This is a genomic window from Kribbella sindirgiensis, assembly GCF_004331435.1.
Lineage (GTDB): Bacteria > Actinomycetota > Actinomycetes > Propionibacteriales > Kribbellaceae > Kribbella > Kribbella sindirgiensis.
Genome location: NZ_SJKA01000004.1, coordinates 174,091 through 194,055 on the forward strand (window position 1 = coordinate 174,091; position 19,965 = coordinate 194,055).

Consider the following 19,965-nt stretch of genomic DNA (forward strand, 5'->3'; position numbering starts at 1 on the left):
GACGATGGACGCGGCCGACCGGATCGCCATCACCGACCTGATCAATCTGCACGGGCATCTCGTCGACAGCGGCGAGCGGTACGACGCGTTGTTCACGCCGGACGTCGAGTACGACGTGTCGGGGCTCGGGGGTGGTGTGATCGCCGGGCGGGCCGCGCTGTGGGAGGCCGGGCTCGCACTGGGCGAGAACAATCCGGTGGGGCATCACGTGACCAACATCGTGCTGACCCAGGTCGGGCCCGACGAGGTCACCGCTCGGTCCAAGGCCATCGGGATCATGGCGAACGGGAGCTGCGCGAGTCTCGTCTACGAGGACGTGGTGGTCCGGACGCCCGACGGCTGGCTGATCAGCCGCCGGACGGTGGTTCCCAGGCGTCGTCCCTTGGGGCGGTAGTTCCGCTAGCGGCGCCAGGGCATGTGCTGGAGGGCCCAGGTGTTGCCGTCCGGGTCCTCGAACCAGGCGTAGTACACACCGCCGAGGTCCTCGGTCTCGCCGACCTTGACGCCTCGGCCGATGAGCTGTTGCCGTGCGGCCTCGATGTCCTTCACGACCAGATGCAGCGCGCGCAGAGATCCTGGCGCCATGTCCGCCATCGGCAGGCCCTTGAGCAGGCTGATCGAGCAGTACGAGCCGGGCGGCGTCAGCTGTACGACGCGGACGCCGTCGGCCGGCGACACGTCCACGTCGACAGTGAATCCGCACTGCTCGGAGTAGAACCGTTTCGCCCGATCGATATCGGACACCGGCACCGGAATCAGCTCGAGCAGAAACGCCCCAGCCGCAACCACCGGAGCACCAGGATCATCCGGAATCTCCGAAGCATCCTTAGGAATCTCAGTCCGCTCGGCTCTACCCTCTGTTCGCTCGCTGCGCTCGCTCATGCGCTCTTCTTCGTGGCTTTCTTGGCGGTTTTCTTCGCCGGGGTCTTCTTGGCGGCGGCCGCCTTCTTGGCCGGGGCCTTCTTCGCCGCGGCCTTCTTGGCGGGTGCCTTCGGAGCCTCGGCCGCACCGGACCCACCGCCCGCTCGACGCGCCTTCGCGGCCTCGACCGAGGCGCGCAGCGCGGCCACCAGGTCGACGACCTCGGCGCCCTCCGCCTCCTCTTCCTCGGACTCCGGCAGCGGCACCCCCTCGGCCTTCGCCTGAACGACCTTCTCCAGCGCCTGCCGGTACTCGTCGTGGTACTGGTCCGGGTCGAACTCACCGCGCAGCGTGTCGATGTACGACGACGCCATCGCCTTCTCCTGGGACCGGATCTCCACGTCCTCCGGCGGCGCCGCGAACGCCTTGTCCCGGATCTCGTCCGGCCACAGCATCACCTGCAGCACCAGGACGTCGTCGACCGTCCGCAGCAGCCCCAGGCTCTCCCGGGACCGCAGCGCGACCTTGACCAGCGCATACAGCTCGGAGCCCTCGAGCGCGTCCCGGAGCAGTACGTACGGCTTGGCACCAGGTCCGCCGTCGGCCGCCAGGTAGTACGACTTCCCCAGGTACAGCGGGTCGACCTGGTCGGCCGGCACGAACTCCAGCACGTCGATGACCTTCTTGCTGGACAGCGGCAGGTCGGCGAAGTCGTCCGAGTCCAGCACCACCATCCGGCCGTCCGGCATCTCGTACCCCTTGCCGATATCGGAGTACGGCACCTCTTCGCCGTCGATCGAGCACACCCGCTTGTACTTGATCCGGCCCCCGTCGGCGACGTGCACCTGACGGAACGAGATGTCCTTCTCCTCGGTCGCGGAGAACACCTTGATCGGGATCGTCACCATCCCGAACGAGATGGCCCCCTTCCAGATCGCCTGCATCGCCATCAGCTCCCTGTCAGCTCAGCCCGCTACGCGGCCCCTCCGCCGCGAGCAGATCGGGGATCTCCTGTGTCGCGTACCACATCAGGTCTTCACCTTCGCACGAATCCAGGGCGAACACCGCGTCGTCGTCACCGTTGCGTGCGGCCTCCCAGAGGTCCGCGGCCTTACCGATCACCGTGGTCGCCTGCGGTGCGTCCAGATGCACGGACGCCACCGACCGCCACGGAATCACCACATGCAGCTCCAGCCGGGCGTCGCCGAGCTCCACGGACCCGTCCGCGGGCGGCACGGCGCTGACCTCGGCCGCGATCACCACCCGTCTCCGTGCCGTCCCCGGATCGGCGGCCAGCAGTCCTACCGAGGCGCGAGCCGCCTGCGCCATCGCGGCGTACTCCAGCTCCTCGTCGTCGCCTTCGACGTACCACTCGCGCAGCGCCGGCGTCACGCCGTACGCCGTCAGCGGCGCCGGGCCGATCTCGCCGGCGTTGCACACCGCACTCAGCGACGCGAGCGTGGATGGGACGTAGACCCTCATGAGCCCGCCTTCTTGGTCTGTTTCTTCCGGCCCCGGGACGCCCGGTTCCGGCTGCCCTTGGTGGTGTCCAGCAACTCGTCCAGCGCATCGGTCACACATTGGGCGAAAACGGCCAGGTCCGGCATGGCGGTGCGGTCCGCGTTCAGACCGTAGTACACCTTCCCGTCGTACGACGTGACGCCGACCGACAGGCCCTGACCGGGCATCAACGGAACCACCGGGTACGACGCGAGCATCGGGGCGCCCTGCGCGTACAGCGGGAACTGCGGACCCGGCACGTTGGTGATCACGACGTCGTCGATCGGCCGGACCGTGGCGGTCGCGACCCGGGCGGCGAGTGCATGCAGCGTGGTCGGGGCGAACCCGGCGATCCCGACCAGCGAACGGGCGCTGACCGCGCGGCCGGTGTCCTTGTGCACCTTCGTCTGGTACGAGATCTGGTGCAGCCGCATGACCGGGGAGTTCTCGCCGACCGGCAGGTTCACGCTGGAGGCGATCACCCGGGAGCCGAGCGAGGTGGGCTCGTCGTCCTCGTCGTCGCGGATGCTGACCGGGACCACGGCGCGCACGCTCCGCGTCGGACCGACGCCCTCGCCGCGGGTCATCATCCAGGCCCGGAACGCGCCCGCGACCACGGCGAGGATCACGTCGTTGACCGTGCCGCCGTGGGCCGCACGGATGGTCCGGTAGTCCTCCAGGCCGGTCTGCACGGTGGTGAACCGCCGCTGACCCGACGTCTTCACGTGCAGTGAGCTCTCCTGCGCGTGCCGCTGCGCGACCAGCGAGCCGACCACGCCGCCGAGCACCTCGCGGACCGAGGTCGAGCCGGTCAGGCTGGCCATCTCGGCCCGGGCCAGCTCCAGGACGGCACTCGGATGCTTGGTGGCGTCGGCGAACACCCCGGCGAGCAGCTCCAGCGCGGACGGCGGGTGCTCCGGCTGCCAGGTGTCGGTCGGTGTGTCCTTGGGGTGCGCCGTCGAGTCCAGCACGACCTGGCCGATGTCGACCGTGCTGTTGCCGTCGACAAGCGCCTGATGGGACTTCGCGATGATCGCGAACCGGTCACCCTGCAGGCCCTCGACGAGGTACATCTCCCACAGCGGACGGGCCCGGTCGAGGCGCCGGGACATGATCCGGGCGACCAGCTCGAGCAGCTGCGCGTGCGTCCCGGGGCGCGGCAGGGCGGAGCGCCGGACATGGAAGGTGATGTCGAACTCTTCGTCGTCCACCCACACCGGCCCGGCGAACCGGCCGGGCACCTGCTGGACGCGCTGCCGGTACCTCGGCACGAACGTGATCCGGTCCCGGATCAGCGCCACCAGGCTCTCGTAGTCGAACCCCTCGTCACCGTGCACCGGCGGCTCGAAGATGTCGACCGTCCCGACATGCATCGGGGTGGCCGGCGACTCGGCCTTGAGAAAGGTGAGGTCGAGCGACGTCAACCGGTCGGGCACGGCGGTCACCTTCCTCTCAGTTCGACGGATTCTCACCCTAGCTGCCTCGACCGACAGTGGGCTGCGACACTGGCCGTACGGGAACACTGAGCTATCCGTGTTCGTCAGGCAAGAGGGTGCGTCACGCACCTGGATATGTCACATGACCCCTTGAAAGGCTCCTGGACCGATGCGTTCGACGCTCACTCGCGGTGCCGCCACCGCTCTTCTGCCCGCACTCGGCATGCTGGTCCTCGCCGGCTGCGGCGGGGACTCCACCGGCGGCACCACCACTCCCTCCCCGAGCGCCCCGGCCAGTACGCCGGCATCGACCGAGCCGACCGTCCCGACCGGCACCCCGACCCCGGGCAAGCCGAACCCGACCTCGCCGTCGAACACCGCCGACCCGTCGGGTGAGCAGGCCGACGTCACCGTCGACGTCACCGTTGCCAACGGCAAGGTCAACCCGAGCGGCGCGACGATCAAGGTGAAGGCCGGCCAGACCGTGCTGGTGAAGGCGATCAGCGACGCCGCCGACCAGCTGCACATCCACGGGTACGACAAGGAGTTGCAGCTCGCTCCGGGCAAGCCCGCCTCGGTCAAGTTCACCGCGAACATGAAGGGCACCTTCGAGGTCGAGACCCACGAGAGCGGCAAGCTGGTCGCCAAGCTCGTCGTCTCATGATGATTCCCCTCCACGGGATCGGGGGGCGTCAGGACCTGCCGGTTCCGTTCGGGCTGGCGGTCGGTGGGGCCGCGGTCGCGGTCGCGCTGTCCTTCGTCGTCCTCGGGCTGGCCTGGCGTAGTCCGAAGTACCGCGGCAACGCGTCCGGCGTACCGTTGCCGATCGCAATCACCCGGACCGTCGACGCCGGCTGGTTCCGGTGGATCGTGCGGCTGTTCGGGCTGGCGACCTTCCTGTACGCGATGGTGTCGCTGACGTTCGGCGTCGACCGGCTGACGAACCCGATCTTCGGCTTCATCTACATCCTGGTCTGGGTCGGGCTGGTGCCGATCTCCCTGGTCTTCGGCCCGGTCTGGCGGACGCTGAACCCGCTGCGCACCGTGCACCTGCTGCTCTCGAAGCTGCTCCGCCAGCCGCCGTCCAAGGGCCTGCTCGAGCTCCCGGCCTGGGTGGGCCTGTGGCCGGCCGCGCTGGGCATCTTCGCGTTCACCTGGCTGGAACTGGTCGCGCCGGACCGCGCCACGATCCCGGTCCTGCAGGCCTGGATCGCGCTGTACGTCGTGATCACGCTGTTCGGAGCGGTCCTGTTCGGGGACCGGTGGTTCGCGCAGGGCGATCCGTTCGAGGTGTACGCGACCCTGATGTCGCGCCTGTCCCCGTGGGGTCGCCGTACCGACGGGCGTCTGGTGCTCCGCCGGCCGCTGGAGAACCTCGACGGATTGCGCGCGCAACCCGGACTCGTGGGGATGGTCGCCGCTCTGCTCGGCTCGACGGCGTACGACGGTTTCTCGAACTCGTCCGCGTGGATCGGCTGGGCGCAGAACCAGGACATCTCGATGACCTGGCTCGGGACCGGCGCGCTGATCGTCTTCGTCCTGTTCGTGCTGATCACGTACTCCGGTGCGACGGTCCTGGCCGGCCGGCTCTCCGACAGTTCACGGACCTCACTACCGGGCCTGTTCGCGCACTCCGTCGTACCGATCGCCTTCGGGTACGTCGTCGCGCACTACCTGACCCTGTTCATCCTGGAGGGTCAGCGGACGCTGATCTACCTGAGCGACCCCCTGAGCAACGGCGCCAACATCTTCGGCACCGGCCTCCTCGCGGTGAACACCGGCATCACCAACCACAGCACGGCAATCTCGGTCATCCAGGTAGCAGCAGTAGTCTGCGGCCACCTCCTGGGCGTCGTCTCCGCCCACGACCGCGCAGTAGCTCTGTTCCCCCGCACAAAGGCCCTAGCCGGCCAACTCCCCCTACTGATCGTCATGGTCGGCTACACCTGCGCCGGCCTGCTCTTACTGTTCTCGTCCTGACGCAGGCCGCGGCTTGTGATTGCGAGGAGGATGAAGGCGATCATTCCGACGATCAGGTGCGAGTTGCCGGGGATCGACTGCCAGAAGGTCCAGTCGAGTTCGCGGTCGTCGCGGAAGGGGACCCACCAGATCGAGCGCAGGACGAACAGGCCGTAGAACAGTACGCCGGTGACGACCGCGGGGTTGAGGCCCCAGACACGGTTGATGCCGCGGATCAGGCTGACGCCGAGCGGGATGATCCACACCCAGTGGTGACTCCACGAGATGGGTGACGCGTACAGGACCGCGAGCGCCATCACGGAGATCGCGGTGACGCGCTCGTCGGCGAGCCAGTACTTGCGGGCCAGCCACAGCACCGCCAACCCGAACACGGCCGACAGCACGAACCAGGTCGGCTGCACCCAGCTCGCCTCGTCACCGATCCGGTGCAGGAAACCGTTGAACGACTGGTTGCCGGTGTACGCGAGCCCGCCGACCCGGTTCGCGTCCAGGATCACGTCGGTCCAGTACCGCCACGACTGGTGCGGCACGATCGCGAACCCGATCGCCATCGTCGCGAGCAACCCCAGTACGGCGTTGCGCAGCGCACGCCACTGCTTCGTGACCACGAGCAACGCGAGGATCGGCAGCGGGGTGAGCTTGACGCCGATCGTCACACCGAGCCAGAACCCGCGCAGGCGCGCGTCGTTCGGGCGGATCAGGTCCAGCAGGATCATTGCGGTCAGCAACAGGTTGATCTGGCCGAACTGGATCGTCTGCCAGACCGGCTCGAGCAGCAGCGACAGCACGGTCAGCGCGATCAGCACCGCCGTACGCTTGCGCTGGGTCACGAACGACCAGAACGTCTTCGTCAGGCTGGCCCGCCACAGCGCGGTGGTGCACAGCACCGAGATCGTCGTCCAGACCACCAGCGCGACACCCCACGGTACGGCGCCCAGCGGGACCATCGCGATCGCGGCGAACGGCGGGTACGTGAACGGGAGGTTCGAGCCGCCCGGGAGCTTCGCGTCGTACAGCGAGTCGCCGTGCAGCAGCACCGAGCCGCCCATCCGGTAGACGCGCAGGTCGATCATGCCGCCGTACAGATGGCCGATCCAGGCGCCGAGCGCCACCAGGATCGCGCATCCGGCGATCGCGATGACGACGCGACGACGACCGGCCGGACGAGTTGGGGAGGATGCAGGGGTGGTCACGGTCACGTCAGGTCGGCTCCGAACAGGGTTTCCAGCGCTCGCCGGGTCTCGTCGTACTCGGTGTGAAGAATCGCGGTCATCCCGACCGCACGGGCCCCGTCGACGTTGAGTTCCATGTCGTCGACGAACACGCACTCGGCCGGCTCCAGGCCGAGCCGGCCCGCGGCGAGCCGGAAGATCTCCGGCTCGGGTTTGCGCAGGCCCACCTCGCCGGAGATGACGATGTCGTCGAACATCCCGTCCCAGGTGTCCCGCGGGTACGTGTTGCCCCAGGAGTTCGACAGGAGCGCGGTCCGGATCCCGTGCTCGTTGACCCGGCGGACCAGCGCGGACATCGCGGGCTGGTGCTCGAAGTGCGCGAACATCCGCTCGATCAGTCCCTCCGCGGGCACCGGCGTACCGTCGCGGCGGACCAGGATCGCGGCGAGTTTGCGCTCGAAGTCGGGGACGGCGATCTGGCCGCGTTCGAGGGCGTGCACCGGGTTGAGCTCGGCGGTCACGGTCTCGTTGGGCAGCCATTTCATGACCGCTTCGAGGTAGGAGTCGAAGTCGAAATCGTCCAGCTCCGCCCAGCGCCGCAACGCCGGCTCCAGGCCCGAGGTGAGCACACCGCCCCAGTCCACCAGCAGACCACGCGGCACCGACCGCTCCTCGACCATGCGCGCAAGCCTACTCAGCCGACGGTCGCCCTCACCCTCCCGACCCTGCCCGTCACACGCTGTCAACCTTGGTTCAGCGGTTGTATTCGATGCTCACATCACCGGATGAGGTCTTCGCGGTGATCGTCCGGGTCGCGCCCGGATCGATCTTCACGTTGGCCGACTCGTCACCCGACGACGTGTCGGTGTCGACCTTGTACGCCTCGGTCCCGGACGGGATCCGGATCGAAACATCCCCGGAACTCGTCTTGGCCTCGACCGTCTGCGGCGCGACGCTGAAGTCCAGCGACGTACTCCCGGAACTGCTGTGCGTCGTCACCGACGTCGCACCGATCCCGTCCGCCTCGAGATCACCGGAGCTCGACTTCAGATCCAGCGGCCCACGAATCTCATGCGCCTCGATATCACCCGAACTCGACCTCAGCTGGGTCGCGCCCTCGATGCCGGTGACCGTCATGCGCCCACTGCTGCTCTCCACCGTGAGCTTCACATCCCGAGGCACCGTCAGCACGTACGTCGTCTTGCACCCGAACGACAGGAATCCGCACCCGCCGCTGTCCAGCTCGAGCTTGCCTTCGCTCTCGCTGTACGTCTCGTCCGGATCCGAGCCGAACACGTTCCGCTCGGACTGCCGGTCGACCTTGACCTCGGTCCCGTCACCCGGCCGTACCTCGATCGTCGCGGAGCCGCCCTTCACGAGCAGCGCATTCCCCTGCACCGGGTAGCTGGTCTGGCTGTTCTTGGTGCCCTCGGTCAGCCCCGTGAGCGCCCAGTACGCCCCGCCGAGGATAAGAGCGACGGAGATCGCGATCCCGTACCGCCGCTCGACGCTCATCGAGCTCCGCGGCCGGCCTTGGACATCGGACATGACGCTCCCTCAAGTACAGGTCGAAGTGCTTCCAACACTGGCACATCGCGGCCCTGCTGTCGGCGGGGATATCCCCCAACTCGACCCTGGTTCCGGCGTCAGGCAGGGACGGAATGGAGGTCGTTGGCCACCGCCGTGGCGAGCTGCTGGAACGCCTTCCGCAGCTTGCTCGACTTCGCGGCCTCGGCCAGGCTGCGCCCGTGCGCGACCGCGGTGTCGGCCGCGCTCAGGTCGTACGGCAGGAGGGCTGCGTTGTCGACCCCGGCGTACTGCCGCAGCGCGTCCAGCGCCGCGTCACCCGGTGAACCGCCGAGCGACCCGGACCGCAGCCGGTTCACCACCACTCGGGTGTTGACGGACGGTACGACGGCGCGCAGGTCGTGAACCGCCCTGATCAGGCGGGTCAGACCGACCGGGTCCGCCGTACCGACGACAACGACCTCGTCGGCCTCCTCGAGCGTCACCACGGTCGCCCCGTTGCGCCGCGGCGCCAGCGAGTCGAACGAGATCTCCTCGTCGGTCTCGATACAGAACCCGGCGTCCACCACCGTGATCGGGGCCAGCGTGCGCGCGGTCGACCAGATTGCCTCGACCGCAGCGGGCCGCAGCTCCGTCCACCGGTCGGCCCGGCTGAGGCCGGTCAGCACCAGGAGGTGCGGGTTCATCTCGCGGGCGTGCCGGGCGAGCATCACCATGTCGAGCGAGCCGTTCGACGCCGAGCGTGCCGCGGCGGCCAGACCGGAGGTCTCGTCGAGCATCCCGAGCATCTGCGCCACGGTCCCGCCGTACACGTCGACGTCCGCGAGCAGCGTCGGGACCCGCTTCGCGGCCAGCTCAGCGGCGAGATTCACCGCGACCGTCGTCCGCCCGGGCGCGCCGGTCGGTCCCCAGACCGCGACCAGCCTGCCCGTGCCCTGCGGAAAGGCAGGCGGCTGCGGGTCGCCTGCGTTCTCCGGCGAGAGCGGGACGAAGCCGCCCGCGAAGTGCGAGCTCGTGACCGGCGGGCCGGCCTCGACCGCCTCGGAGATCGCGCGGCCGAGATCCGCGGGACTCACGTCGGCGGGCAGGATCCGCTCGATTCCCATCCGGCTCAGCCGGTCCTCGGCACCGAACGGCGCACCGGTCTCCAGAGGGTCGACCAGGGCGAGCACGGCGATACCGCGGGCGTACAGGGCGGCGACAGCGTCGGACGACAGCCGCGGCAACGCGTCGGCGAGCAGCACCGCACGGGCCTGGCCGCTCGCAGCCGCCGCCATCACGTCAGCGACATCGACACAGCGCCGTACGATCCGGATCCCGGGAGCGCCCTCGGTCCGGCGTACGACATCTGCTTCCCACGGAGCCCCGGTCACGGCCAGCAACACTGGGACCGACATCAGCTGTCCTTCCGGACCAGGGTCGGCTCGCCGGCGCTGAGCGCGGTGAGAGCGGCCGGGATCCGGGGAAGATCAGCCGAGGCCAGCGCGATGGTCACCTGTCTGCGCGCCGAACCGCCGGACACGCCCTTCACCGAGTCGATCTGCAGCACGCGGACACTGCTCCACAACGGCCGGGCGGGCTGCCCCTCCTCCTTCGGCACCACCCACACGTCCACCACATCGCCGGGCGCGGTGTCGGACGGGAGGCGGCCGGCCGCGACCGACAGCGGGAACTCGGTGCGGTCCTGGTCGGACTCGGGTACGGCGGCGTCCTTCGGCACGAACTCGCCCTGACCGACCGTGCGGCCGACGACCAGACCCTTCAGATCGGCGTCGGCGGCCAGATACCGCGCCGAGTCGTCACCGCTGGTGAAACGGACCCTGACCGTGGTCAGGTCGTCGTCGGTGAGCGGGGTCCCGGCCTTCAGTTCGTGCTTGGCCGCCCAGATCGTGGTGGTGTCGTCGGCGGACGACAGCAGCTTGGCCCCGGCCAGCGCGGTGACGGCGACCAGCAGTACGCCGAGCACCAGGCGGCCGTCCTTCCAGCGCGCCTTCCGGTTGCGCTGGGCCGGTGCGGCCGGCGCGCCGAAGCCACTTCGCACTGCAGTCTCGACCACTTCGTCTCCCCAGTCGGCGTCTTTGGATCCCGATCCCGGGACATTCTGCCTGCTCGCCGCTCGCAGGGTGAACGGTCATCCACAGGCTGTCATGGCCTGGGGACAAACTCGGCGATCCACCCGCCAACCGTGGCAAACTGAAGAAACCAGCCACTATCCGAAGGAGTACGACGATGCCGGGTCCCCGCTTCCTCCAGCTCGCCGACGTCGCCGAGGTCCTCAACATCTCCGCGAACCAGGTCTACGCACTGGTCCGCCGCGGTGACATCCCCGCCGTCAAGATCGGCGGCCGCGGCCAATGGCGCGTCGAGTCCGCCGAGCTGGAGAAGTACATCGAACGCCTCTACACCGAAACCAAACAGTTCATCGACACCCACCCCTTCGGCGAAGAGGTCGACACCACCGAGGACGCCAACCTCTGACTTCCGCCTCTCTCAGCGGGCTGGCGCTAGAGGGGCAGGGCACAGGAAGTGGGGTCTGGAAACAAGCAATAACCTGTTCCGCGCCTCCGGGAGGGGTGCACTGGCACGGTGGATGGTCGGGGAGTCCAGGCGGGGTGTGCTGGCCGGGGGTTAGCGGCGGCGGAGGGCTCGGAGGGCTTGGGTGGGGACCAGGCGGACGTTGTAGACCTCGCTGCGGCGGCGGGGGGCGTCCAGTGGGTGCTCGGCGAGCTCCAAGAAGTCGGCGCCGACGCGGTCGATGGTGCCGGTGACCGGACCTCCCGCACTGCAGAACAGTGTGACCGGTGAGCGATCCCGCGCGATCCCCCGCAGCAGATGCGTCAGGCCGAGCTTCCCCTCGACAGCTCCGACCGCCGGCTCCGCCCACGGCCCGAGCCGGTGTACGGCGACCAGCGCGTCGACCGGGATCAGCCACTCCTCGTAGCGCTCGGTCTCGAGCAGCAGGCAGTCCTTCCCGACCCGGCTGAGCAGCCCGCGGACCGGCTCCGCGTCCATCAGTTCGACGCGTACGACGGTGTTCACCGCCCCGCGCAGACGGTCCAGCACCGTGATCTTCCCGACCTCGGCGCGGATCCGATCGGCCACTTCGCCGTACAGATCGCTCTCCTGGAGCGCCTCGAACTGCGACTCCAGGTCCGCGAACAACGCATCCCACCGCATGACCGTGAACCTACCGGTCCCGGGCTCCACCGCGCCCCGCGACCGTCACCGTCCGCCGTGGAAACCAACGCAGCGTGCGTTAAGGACTTGCAAAGCTGACGTAGTACCGGTCTATAGTGGTCAAGCCAAAGCAAACTAACGCAAACTCATAGGTCGGGGGCGAAGCGGGATGAACGCGATGATCCGGGTGATCAAAGGCACGCTCGCGCTGGCAGGTCTGGTCGGCCTCGGCCTGCTCCTGCGGTGGTTCACCGCCGGCTCGATCAGCGGCCTGCGGACCTACGACCTGGACTCGCTGACGGTTCTCGCCGTCGGGACGGTCGCCTGGATCGCGTACGGGTGGCTGGTGCTGGCCGTCGTACTCACGGCACTCGAGCAGATCCCGGGCGCGGTCGGCGCTCTCGCCGGAGCCATCGCGGGCCGGATCACCACCAAGACCGCCCGAGCCCTACTCCGCTCCGGCCTCGGCGTAGCCGCCGTCACTCCCCTGACCGTCAGCGCGGCCCACGCCGCCCCCAGCGACACCGCCCACGTCCAGCAATGGACCAACCCCGCCACCACGAACAACTACCGCGCCACCGAACCCCGCTCGGCGGTCGAACTCGGCGGCTCCGAGACCGCGCCGGAGCAGGTCACCCGGCCGCGCGCCGACTATCGCGCCACTGAGCCCGCGTCGACCGTGCAGCTCGGCGGCCAGGAGCCCGCCGTGCGCGGCACCGAGAGCACGGCCAACACCGACGACTACCGAGCGACCGAGCCCCGCTCCACGGTCGAGCTGGGCAGCACGCCGCAGCCCAACCACCGCGCTACCGAGCCACCCTCCCAAGTCCACCTGACCGCCCCGACGACACCCGATGAGGCCACCAGCCGCACGACCACGGACCGGCGTACGGCGTCTGGGCGGCCTGCAGCTCCCACCGACTCCCCGAAGAACGGGAATCACCTGCCCACGAACGGAGAGAAGGGCGGGAACGACGCGCCCGTGGGCGGGCGGGCTCGGGTGGGGGTGCCGGATCGGCCGACGGCTGGTGCGCCGACCCGGTACACGGAACTGCGGGCGGCCGTTCCCGTGCGGGTCGTCGTACGGAAAGGCGACTCGCTCTGGAGCCTCGCCGCCCGTGAACTCGGCCCGAGCGCGACCGCCGAAGCGATCGCCGCCCGCTGGCCGGACTGGTACGCCGCGAACCGCCACGTGATCGGGAACGACCCCGACCTCATCCTCCCCGGGCAGGTACTCCGCATCCCGCCCGTACCCACCGGCGACCACCTCCCGCCCCACTCCCAGGAGCAGTGACATGAGCCAGCCCCACCGCCTCCAGCCGGAAGACCTCCCGCTGGAACACCCCCAGCCCACTGCTCCGCTCACCGCCGCCCCCACCCACCAGGACGCAACGGAGGCTCCCATGGCCGCCCCAACCACATCGCCTGCCCCTCACGCTGTCCCCACCGCCACAGATGCCCCGACAACCAAGCCTGCAGCCGCTGACACTCCGGCTACTGGCACGCCGGTGGATGTGGTGGGGATGTTGGCTGCGGTGGCTCGGCCTCGGTTGGCGTCGGTTGTCGGGGGTGAGCACGCTGTGCCGGCGACCGCGCGTTACGCCGGCGAGCTGACCGATGGGGCGTTGGCGCTGCGGTTGCAGGCGATCACGCGCCTCGGTGTCGTGTCGGTGCCACCGTTGACCGCTGCTCCAGAAGAGGAGGACAGCGTGGTGCCGTCGGTTGCAGGCGTCACGCACTCGGTCGCGGCGCCTGGGCAACCTGACGGGGCCCAGGCGCCGCTCAAGCCAACCGACACCGCCCTCGCCAGGGCGGGGGTGCCGGGGGCGGGTCCGGTGTTGCCGGAGGTTCGGGTTTGGGGGGCTCGGTTGGCTCAGGCGGTTTCGGAGGTGCTGGCGGGGGATCGGCCGATTTCGCAGCTGGTGCGGTTCACCGACGACGTGGTGTTCATGGAGTTGAACCGGCGGGTGCGGATGCTCGGGATGAACTCGACCGCGGGCACTCGTGGCGCGAACGAGAAGAGCACCGTGCGTTCGGTGCGGGTGTTCATGCCGGAGCCGCGGATCGCCGAGGTCGCCGCGCATGTGCGGCACGGGCAGCGTTCGCGGGCGGTCGCGTTTCGGCTGGAGGTCCGCCGCAACCGCTGGGTCTGCACCGCACTCGAACTCGGGTAGAGCGCAATTTGATTGTGGGTATTTCGTCATCTGGCCGCTGCTGGGGCGGCGTACGGTGGCCGGGGTCGTCTGGTTCGGGGGAATGGCATGTTGCAGAGTGCGGCTGCGTGGCAGGTTGATGTGCGGGAGTTGACCGCGGCTGAGCGGGAGCGGGTTCTGCCCGCGGTACGTCGCCGGCGGTGGAGCGAGCGCGTGCGTGTGTTGTATCCGCTGGCGGTGCGCTACCACCGTGCTGCGAAGCGGCTGGAGTGGATGACGTCCAGGACGCCGTACGCCGGGACGCGCCAGGTGAACGACCTTCCGATCAGGATCAAGCGGCACAAGTCGTTGCTGTTGCGCCAACTCGGGGAGACCGAGATGTGGATGCAGCACAACAAGGTGACGAATCTGAGGCTCGCCTGTGCACAGGTCGACGGGCTGGTGATCCGGCCGGGTGAGACGTTCTCCTTCAACAAGGTGGTCGGCAACGCGACCCGCCGCAAGGGCTACGTGAAGGGCATGCGCCTGTCGAACGGCCAGGCGAAGCCGGGTATCGGCGGCGGCATCTGCCAGCTGGCGAACCTGCTGCACTGGATGGTCCTGCACTCGCCGTTGACCGTGACGCAGCGGTCCACGCACAGCTTCGACCCGTTCCCGGACAACGGGCGGGTACTGCCGTGGGGCGTGGGCTGCAGCATCGTCTACAACTACGTGGACCTGCAGTTCCGCAACGACACCGACCAGGCGTTCCAGCTGCGCGTCGACGTCGGCGACCGCTATCTCGAGGGCGAGATCCGCGCCGAGGCCGACAGCGCGGAGTCGTACCGCGTGTTCGCCAAGGAAGAGCGGTTCCTCCGGGTCGGCGCGGACTACTTCCGGCGCAACGAGATCTGGCGGACCGTGATCGATCGCCGCACGGGTACGCCGGTCCGCGACGAGCTGATCCGCGAGAACGTTGCCCTGGTCAAGTACCTGCCGGTCGACGTACCAGTCCTCGACGTCCTGCTCTGAATCACCCGAGCAGCGAGCACCCGTACTTCTCGAACAGCGCCGCCACATCCCCCGAGAACCCGCCGTGCAACTCGCGCAGCATCGCGTGGGTGGTCGACGACATCACCAGCACGTACCGCGCCGGCTCCTCGCCCGGGTTGCCGAACGTGTGCGGCACCCCGCGCGGCCCGACGATCCCGGACCCGGCCGGTACGTCGTAGTCCTCGCCGTCGATCCGCATCCGCATCGTCCCGGACAGCACGTACCAGGCCTCGTCGTCGGTGTGATGCACATGCAGCGGCGCCTGCCACGCCACCGCGTCCGACGTACGTCCCGCGGCCTCCCACTCGGCGAGAACGAGGCCGGATCCCTCCGGCGCGATCGTCCGCCCGAGCAGCGGAACCCCTGACAGGTCGTCACGTCGCGTCACAGGACCTCTTATGCCCCGAACGGCCAACAGCAAACTGTCGGCGGCGCGTAGCAGACTGGAGAGGTGACTGTAGCTGTCGAGCCGTACCGGGAGCGCCCGGCGCGCATCGCCGGCGCCGACCTGTGGACACGGACGGCGGAGGGCGGTGAGTACCGGATCCTCCCCGACGGCTGTATGGATCTGCTGCTGATGGACGACGACCTGATCGTCGCCGGTCCGGACAGTTGCGCCTGGACCGGCAGCGCGCCGCGGGGCACGCGGTACGCCGGGATCCGGTTCGCGCCGGGCGCCGCGCCGGGTTTCCTCGGCGTACCGGCCCGCGATTTGCTGAACCAGCGGGTCCGCCTCGCCGATCTGTGGTCGCCGAACCGCAGCCGGCGTCTACTGGACCGAATCCGGGCAGCGCCCGACCGCGCGACAGCGCTCGACCTCGAGGTCGCGAAACTGCTCGAGGACCCCACCGACCGGCTGACCGCGCATGTACTGCGCAGTGTCCGCGGCGGCCTGCTTCGCGGCACCGCCGGTGTCTCCCGTCTCGCGGCGACGATCGGTCTCAGCGAGCGGCAACTGCACCGGCGCTGCCTGGACGCCTTCGGCTACGGCCCGAAGACACTCGACCGGGTCCTGTGGATGAACGTTGCCCTCGACCACGCGCGCACCGGCCTCCCGCTCGCCGACGTCGCCGTACTCACCGGGTACGCCGACCAGGCGCACTTCACCCGCGATGTGAAAGCCCTCACCGGTCTGCCACCGAAGATCCTCTTGGGCTGACAAACTCTTCTCATGACCGAAGTCGGTACGACGACGTTGCGGCACAACCCGCTCAACGCGGTGACGGCGAACGTCGAACGGGTGACGTACGCCGACGGGCGGACCGCCGTACGCAAGGAACTGCGGCGGCCGAGCGACTCATCCGGGCCGTGGGCGGCGTCGACCGAGCCGCGGCACTGGAACTACTGGCGCCGCGAACTCGAGGTCTACCGCGACGACGAGCTCCGCGACCAACTCGCCGACGCCGGACTGGTCCTCCCCGCCGCCGAGGTCGACGAGCGGCCTGACGGCGCCGTACTCCTGATGGACGACATCGCCGGTACGCCGGGAACACACTTCAGCCTTGCGGAACACGCGGCGCTCGCCCGCGCCTGCGGCCGCTGGCAGGCCCGCCCCGCACCCGAACGGCCGTGGACGTCGACGGGCTTCCTGCGCGACTACTCGACGACCCGCGACGTCCCCTGGCAGCTGATGACCGACGACGCGGCCTGGCGGCAGCCGCTGATCCGCGAGACCTGGCCGGCCGAACTGCGCGAAGCCTGGACCGGTCTGCTGGTCCATCGGGATGCACTGCTCGACCTCGTCGCGACCCTCCCGCGCGCCCGCTGCCACCTCGACTTCTGGGTGTCGAACGTGATCCAGCGGCCGACCGGTGAGCTCGCGCTGTTCGACTGGTCGTTCCTCGGTGACGGCGCGCTCGGCGAGGACATCGGCAACTACATCCCGGACGCGGTGTTCGACCTGTTCTGGCCGGCCGAGCGCCTTCCCGAGCTGGCCGAGACCTGCATCGCCAACTACCTCGACGGCTTGCACGAGGCCGGCTGGCGCGGTGACCCGGACCAGGTGCGCCTGGCGGTGATGGCGTCCGGTGTGAAGTACGCCTGGCTGCTACCCGGCCTGCTGGGCCGGGCCGCGGACACGACGCACAACGCCTACCACCGCCAGGTCGACAGCCGGTACCTGTTCCACCAGCGTGGACAGGCCTTGCTGTTCGTTGCTGACTGGTGTGCCGAGGCGCTCAGCCGAGCACGACGGTGAAACCTCCAGGTACGACAAGTGGCTTGCCGCGGGCAACCAGGCGGCCGCCGGAGTCGTACGTGTAGGCGTGCCCGCTAGCCGCGACCACGCGCGGACGGGTATCAACGCTGACCAGCAACGTCGCCGTACCGATCCGGAAGCTACTGATCGTTGGCAGCAGCAGTACTGCGTCAAGCTGAGCTGTACCCGTCGACTGCACGCTGAGGGTGGTCGCGTTGGCAGGGAGCGGGTTGGCGAGTGTCAGCGGCTGAAGCGCGCCAGGTGCGGCCGAAATGCCTTGCGGGCCGCAGACGTGCACCAGTGTGCCCAGAGTGCGGCCGCCGCTCGTCCAGGTGGTCCGAGCCGGCGTAGGTGTGTCAACGAGGTTGACGACCGGGAGAACCAGCCGTGGCTGCGCCGACGGTGGCACGGTCCACGTCGCCGTACCGTCGACGGAGAGGTAGGACCCGTTGCTCCATTGGGATTCTCCGGTCCACGCCGAGGGTGGTACGACGACCGCACCGCCCGTGGCCGTCTCCGCTTCGACGACCTGCAGCCCGTCGTACGCCGATGCGCCCGACAGGCGGGTGATGTCCGGGCGGGCGTCGAGGGCGAGCATCGAGAGCTGACCGTGGATCGTCGACTCGGCGCCGGAGTTGCGGTTGATCACGCCGTCGCCCGAGATGCCGTCGTACGTGCGGCCGGTGGTCGCGTCGTACATGGGTTGGCCGGCGCGGTTGGCGCCGAAATACCAGGCGGCGACGAAGGCGGCGAGGTGTTTCTGGCCGGGGCGGTCGATCGCGAGCAGCGCCTGCAGGCGGGCGTCGACGCCGTACGCGATCTGGGAGCGGTCGATCGGCGCCGGAAGCCAGCCGTTGTCGGGTCCGCCGGCGGTGAGCAGGAGCGGGGTGAAGCCGGCCGTGTCACCGATCGCCGCGGTCAGGAAAACGTTTTCGTCGAGCGTGGCCGCCGCGGCGGCGAGGGCCGAGGACATCTGGGCGCCCCAGGCGTGCCAGTCGGAGATCGACTCGCCCCAGGGCAGGAGCGCGCGGAACGGCCACTCACGGGTCGAGCCGGCCTGCATCTGGGCGATGCCCTCGGCGAACCGCGTGAGGGCTCGACGGGCGCGCGGAGATCCGCCGGCGGCGACGTACGCCGAGAGACCGAGGACCGCTTCGGAGGTGGCGTCCGCGCCGTTCACGATCAGCCACGCGGGCAGGCGGCGGCCGTCGACGACGTTGTACTGGCCGTAGCGGATCAGCACCTGGCGTTCGAGAGCAGCGATCGCCAACTCGAGGCGATCCCGGAGGAAGCCGGCGAACGCTCGATCGGTACGGCGGAAAACGTCGTACCCCTCCCCCAACGCCCAGACGGTCCGCGCCAGCCAGTACGACGGCCCGGAGTCGGAAGGATCGGGAAGCTCGACCGGCTCGGCGCTCGGGTTGAGGGTGCCGTCGGGCTGCATCCACAGCACGACGTTTCCGTTCGGCGACTGCAGGAACGTGAGGGCCCGCAGCAGGTCCCGGGCGGTCTGCAGCGAAGGCGCCTGGTGGAAGAGTTTCCAGTGCCGCAGGTAGACGACGGCGGCCCGCGCGATGTCGTCCGCGTTGTACGCGCCTTGTCCGTAGGTGTTCGTCGCCGGGTCGTAGGTCCCACCACCGATCCGGCGGTACGAGCCGTCCGCCTGGTGGTCGGCGTACGTCCACAGAACGCCCAGCGGCCCGGACCCGTAGGTCGTGTGGCCCGCGGCGGCAGGAGGCGAGACCGACGCGCGGAGGAAGTCGAGGTGGGCGAGATTGGTCAGGCGAGTGGTGGCAGCAGCGGGAAGAGTAACTGTCGAGGCGGCGGCCACCGCGAGTGCTCCGCCGAGGACGGTGCGGCGGGTCAGGTTCATGTCAACCGGTCCAATCTGGCGACACCGATCGCGGCGTCGGCCATGCCGTAGAAGACGTAGTGCACGCCGTCGACCTCTTCGATAGCAGTCGGGAAAACAACGTTTCCTACCGTTCCGACTTTTTCCGCTTCGGTTTCCGGGACCATCAGGGGTTCGGTGGTCCGGGCAACGACCCGGGTGACGTCGTCGGGGTCGAGGATCAGCGCTCCCGCCGCGTAGCAGACCTTCTGCGTGGTGGGGTCGAAGCCTTCCGGCTGCTCGCCGGTGACGCCGTGGTGGATGACGAGCCAGCCTTCGGGGACCCGCAGCGGGGCCGGACCGGCGCCGATCTTCAACTCCTCGAAGGGGTACTCCGACATCGCCACCAGCCGGTGCTGACGCAGGTGGACGAGGTTCCGCAGATCGGCCTCGACGGCCGCGACGGGGACGAACGACACCCAGATCCCCGGCCGGTCGTCGGTGACACCCGCCGGCAGGTGCACGCCCTCGCCCTCACGGAACCATCCGAGATCCCACATCGGCCGGTGCAGCATCGCGTACGCCGGTTCGCCGTCCGGACCCGGCACCGGCTCGGGGAAGAAAACGGTGTCCTTGTTCGGGAACAGGTTGAGGTCGGTGTCCAGATCGGGCTGGTACTCGAAGTGCAGCGGACCCAACCGCCGCCACTCCCGAAGATCCGACGACACCGCGAGGGCCGGCTTCGGCCCGAGCGGACCGTAGGCGACGTAGGTCATCACGTGCAGCCCGAGGGACGGAACGAACGTGACGCGCGGATCCTCCACGCCGGCGTTGTTCGTGCCGCGCTCCCAGCCCTCGTCCGGTGCGAGCACGACACCTTCGCGCCGGACACCGACCGGTACGCCGTCCTCGAGTTCGACGGCGGCCAGGCCGACCCGTGACACGTTGCCGTTAGCAACCAGTCGGGGCAGCAGGTACAGCTGACCGTCCGGCGTGTGCCCGGTGGCGGGGTTGAGCACCCCCTCGGCCTCCAGGTTGTTGCCCGGCTCGGCCGTCATCAGCACGCCGACGCGAGTAAGGGTGTAGGGAACAGTCACAG

At 69.3% G+C, this 19,965-nt stretch carries 22 protein-coding genes; 9 read left to right on the plus strand and 13 right to left on the minus strand.

Annotation, left to right across the window (positions count from 1 at the left end):
• Positions 1 to 4 precede the first annotated feature (4 nt).
• Positions 5 to 394, plus strand: coding sequence for a nuclear transport factor 2 family protein (locus E0H50_RS12665; protein WP_131287388.1), 390 nt, complete (start codon positions 5 to 7; stop codon positions 392 to 394).
• 5 nt (positions 395 to 399) lie between these two features.
• Here E0H50_RS12665 and E0H50_RS12670 read toward each other — a convergent pair whose 3' ends face one another.
• The 4 genes from E0H50_RS12670 to E0H50_RS12685 all read right to left on the minus strand — a co-directional run bounded on the left by E0H50_RS12670 (position 400) and on the right by E0H50_RS12685 (position 3,797).
• Positions 400 to 789, minus strand: coding sequence for a VOC family protein (locus tag E0H50_RS12670; protein WP_238150925.1), 390 nt, complete (start codon positions 787 to 789; stop codon positions 400 to 402).
• An 89-nt stretch (positions 790 to 878) separates the two neighbouring features.
• A complete protein-coding gene (ku, locus tag E0H50_RS12675) occupies positions 879 to 1,805 on the minus strand; it encodes a non-homologous end joining protein Ku (RefSeq protein WP_131287392.1) in 927 nt (308 codons plus the stop codon).
• Positions 1,806 to 1,821: 16 nt separating this feature from the next.
• Positions 1,822 to 2,343, minus strand: coding sequence for a DUF6912 family protein (locus tag E0H50_RS12680; RefSeq protein ID WP_131287393.1), 522 nt, complete (start codon positions 2,341 to 2,343; stop codon positions 1,822 to 1,824).
• On the minus strand, positions 2,340 to 3,797 hold the full coding sequence (locus E0H50_RS12685; RefSeq protein ID WP_131287395.1) for a WS/DGAT/MGAT family O-acyltransferase: 1,458 nt from the start codon (positions 3,795 to 3,797) through the stop codon (positions 2,340 to 2,342). The genes E0H50_RS12680 and E0H50_RS12685 overlap by 4 nt, the downstream gene beginning before the upstream one ends.
• Positions 3,798 to 3,966: 169 nt before the next feature.
• On the opposite strand from E0H50_RS12685, the gene E0H50_RS12690 reads away from it, so the two are divergent.
• Both E0H50_RS12690 and E0H50_RS12695 read left to right on the plus strand, forming a co-directional pair.
• Positions 3,967 to 4,461, plus strand: a complete 495-nt coding sequence (locus E0H50_RS12690) for a cupredoxin domain-containing protein (protein WP_131287397.1) — start codon at positions 3,967 to 3,969, stop codon at positions 4,459 to 4,461.
• A complete protein-coding gene (locus tag E0H50_RS12695; RefSeq protein WP_131287399.1) occupies positions 4,458 to 5,777 on the plus strand; it encodes a hypothetical protein in 1,320 nt (439 codons plus the stop codon). Before E0H50_RS12690 ends, E0H50_RS12695 begins: the two co-directional genes overlap by 4 nt.
• Here the strand turns inward: E0H50_RS12695 and E0H50_RS12700 are convergent.
• From E0H50_RS12700 to E0H50_RS12720, 5 genes are all read right to left on the minus strand, one after another.
• Entirely contained in the window at positions 5,738 to 6,976 is a 1,239-nt protein-coding gene (locus E0H50_RS12700; RefSeq protein ID WP_238150926.1) for a glycosyltransferase 87 family protein, read from the minus strand. The two genes, E0H50_RS12695 and E0H50_RS12700, sit on opposite strands and share 40 nt — an antisense overlap.
• Positions 6,973 to 7,629, minus strand: a complete 657-nt coding sequence (locus E0H50_RS12705; protein WP_131287401.1) for an HAD family hydrolase — start codon at positions 7,627 to 7,629, stop codon at positions 6,973 to 6,975. Before E0H50_RS12705 ends, E0H50_RS12700 begins: the two co-directional genes overlap by 4 nt.
• Positions 7,630 to 7,702: 73 nt before the next feature.
• Complete coding sequence (locus E0H50_RS12710) at positions 7,703 to 8,497, minus strand: DUF4097 family beta strand repeat-containing protein (RefSeq protein ID WP_131287403.1); 795 nt, start codon at positions 8,495 to 8,497, stop codon at positions 7,703 to 7,705.
• 98 nt (positions 8,498 to 8,595) lie between these two features.
• Positions 8,596 to 9,873: a CpaE/TadZ family protein gene (locus E0H50_RS12715; RefSeq protein ID WP_131287405.1), complete on the minus strand. Its 1,278-nt coding sequence runs from the start codon at positions 9,871 to 9,873 to the stop codon at positions 8,596 to 8,598.
• Complete coding sequence (locus E0H50_RS12720) at positions 9,873 to 10,532, minus strand: CpaB family protein (protein ID WP_131287407.1); 660 nt, start codon at positions 10,530 to 10,532, stop codon at positions 9,873 to 9,875. Before E0H50_RS12720 ends, E0H50_RS12715 begins: the two co-directional genes overlap by 1 nt.
• Before the next feature lie 173 nt (positions 10,533 to 10,705).
• Here E0H50_RS12720 and E0H50_RS12725 point away from each other — a divergent pair, with 173 nt between their 5' ends.
• The gene (locus tag E0H50_RS12725; protein WP_131287409.1) at positions 10,706 to 10,954 is read left to right on the plus strand and encodes a helix-turn-helix domain-containing protein; all 249 of its coding nucleotides are present in this window, start codon (positions 10,706 to 10,708) and stop codon (positions 10,952 to 10,954) included.
• Positions 10,955 to 11,104: 150 nt separating this feature from the next.
• Here E0H50_RS12725 and E0H50_RS12730 read toward each other — a convergent pair whose 3' ends face one another.
• The gene (locus E0H50_RS12730; RefSeq protein WP_131287411.1) at positions 11,105 to 11,653 is read right to left on the minus strand and encodes a hypothetical protein; all 549 of its coding nucleotides are present in this window, start codon (positions 11,651 to 11,653) and stop codon (positions 11,105 to 11,107) included.
• Between the two features lie 169 nt (positions 11,654 to 11,822).
• Here E0H50_RS12730 and E0H50_RS12735 point away from each other — a divergent pair, with 169 nt between their 5' ends.
• The 3 genes from E0H50_RS12735 (at position 11,823) to E0H50_RS12745 (ending at position 14,817) form a co-directional block, all read left to right on the plus strand.
• Positions 11,823 to 12,947: a LysM peptidoglycan-binding domain-containing protein gene (locus E0H50_RS12735; RefSeq protein ID WP_202868117.1), complete on the plus strand. Its 1,125-nt coding sequence runs from the start codon at positions 11,823 to 11,825 to the stop codon at positions 12,945 to 12,947.
• 286 nt (positions 12,948 to 13,233) lie between these two features.
• A complete protein-coding gene (locus E0H50_RS12740; protein ID WP_131287413.1) occupies positions 13,234 to 13,827 on the plus strand; it encodes an Rv3235 family protein in 594 nt (197 codons plus the stop codon).
• Positions 13,828 to 14,019: 192 nt separating this feature from the next.
• Positions 14,020 to 14,817, plus strand: a complete 798-nt coding sequence (locus tag E0H50_RS12745) for a VanW family protein (protein WP_238150927.1) — start codon at positions 14,020 to 14,022, stop codon at positions 14,815 to 14,817.
• A gap of 1 nt (position 14,818) precedes the next feature.
• On the opposite strand, the gene E0H50_RS12750 is transcribed toward E0H50_RS12745, so the two are convergent.
• Positions 14,819 to 15,226: a cupin domain-containing protein gene (locus E0H50_RS12750; RefSeq protein WP_165547087.1), complete on the minus strand. Its 408-nt coding sequence runs from the start codon at positions 15,224 to 15,226 to the stop codon at positions 14,819 to 14,821.
• Between the two features lie 63 nt (positions 15,227 to 15,289).
• Here E0H50_RS12750 and E0H50_RS12755 point away from each other — a divergent pair, with 63 nt between their 5' ends.
• The gene (locus tag E0H50_RS12755; RefSeq protein WP_238150928.1) at positions 15,290 to 15,997 is read left to right on the plus strand and encodes a helix-turn-helix transcriptional regulator; all 708 of its coding nucleotides are present in this window, start codon (positions 15,290 to 15,292) and stop codon (positions 15,995 to 15,997) included.
• Positions 15,998 to 16,009: 12 nt separating this feature from the next.
• The gene (locus tag E0H50_RS12760) at positions 16,010 to 17,035 is read left to right on the plus strand and encodes an aminoglycoside phosphotransferase family protein (protein ID WP_131287418.1); all 1,026 of its coding nucleotides are present in this window, start codon (positions 16,010 to 16,012) and stop codon (positions 17,033 to 17,035) included.
• Here the strand turns inward: E0H50_RS12760 and E0H50_RS12765 are convergent.
• Together E0H50_RS12765 and E0H50_RS12770 are read right to left on the minus strand one after the other, a co-directional pair.
• Complete coding sequence (locus E0H50_RS12765) at positions 17,016 to 18,908, minus strand: hypothetical protein (RefSeq protein WP_131287420.1); 1,893 nt, start codon at positions 18,906 to 18,908, stop codon at positions 17,016 to 17,018. The two genes, E0H50_RS12760 and E0H50_RS12765, sit on opposite strands and share 20 nt — an antisense overlap.
• Positions 18,905 to 19,963, minus strand: coding sequence for a glycoside hydrolase family 130 protein (locus E0H50_RS12770; RefSeq protein ID WP_238150929.1), 1,059 nt, complete (start codon positions 19,961 to 19,963; stop codon positions 18,905 to 18,907). Before E0H50_RS12770 ends, E0H50_RS12765 begins: the two co-directional genes overlap by 4 nt.
• Positions 19,964 to 19,965: the final 2 nt, after the last annotated feature.

Excerpts from the sequence above, each read along its gene's own strand:
- E0H50_RS12665 (WP_131287388.1), top strand. The coding sequence starts at position 5 with ATGGACGCGGCCGACCGGATCGCCATCACCGACCTGATCAATCTGCAC.
- ku (WP_131287392.1), bottom strand. The coding sequence starts at position 1,805 with ATGCAGGCGATCTGGAAGGGGGCCATCTCGTTCGGGATGGTGACGATC.
- E0H50_RS12680 (WP_131287393.1), bottom strand. The coding sequence starts at position 2,343 with ATGAGGGTCTACGTCCCATCCACGCTCGCGTCGCTGAGTGCGGTGTGC.
- E0H50_RS12690 (WP_131287397.1), top strand. The coding sequence starts at position 3,967 with ATGCGTTCGACGCTCACTCGCGGTGCCGCCACCGCTCTTCTGCCCGCA.
- E0H50_RS12695 (WP_131287399.1), top strand. The coding sequence starts at position 4,458 with ATGATGATTCCCCTCCACGGGATCGGGGGGCGTCAGGACCTGCCGGTT.
- E0H50_RS12705 (WP_131287401.1), bottom strand. The coding sequence starts at position 7,629 with ATGGTCGAGGAGCGGTCGGTGCCGCGTGGTCTGCTGGTGGACTGGGGC.
- E0H50_RS12710 (WP_131287403.1), bottom strand. The coding sequence starts at position 8,497 with ATGTCCGATGTCCAAGGCCGGCCGCGGAGCTCGATGAGCGTCGAGCGG.
- E0H50_RS12715 (WP_131287405.1), bottom strand. The coding sequence starts at position 9,873 with ATGTCGGTCCCAGTGTTGCTGGCCGTGACCGGGGCTCCGTGGGAAGCA.
- E0H50_RS12725 (WP_131287409.1), top strand. The coding sequence starts at position 10,706 with ATGCCGGGTCCCCGCTTCCTCCAGCTCGCCGACGTCGCCGAGGTCCTC.
- E0H50_RS12730 (WP_131287411.1), bottom strand. The coding sequence starts at position 11,653 with ATGCGGTGGGATGCGTTGTTCGCGGACCTGGAGTCGCAGTTCGAGGCG.
- E0H50_RS12735 (WP_202868117.1), top strand. The coding sequence starts at position 11,823 with ATGAACGCGATGATCCGGGTGATCAAAGGCACGCTCGCGCTGGCAGGT.
- E0H50_RS12760 (WP_131287418.1), top strand. The coding sequence starts at position 16,010 with ATGACCGAAGTCGGTACGACGACGTTGCGGCACAACCCGCTCAACGCG.
- E0H50_RS12765 (WP_131287420.1), bottom strand. The coding sequence starts at position 18,908 with ATGAACCTGACCCGCCGCACCGTCCTCGGCGGAGCACTCGCGGTGGCC.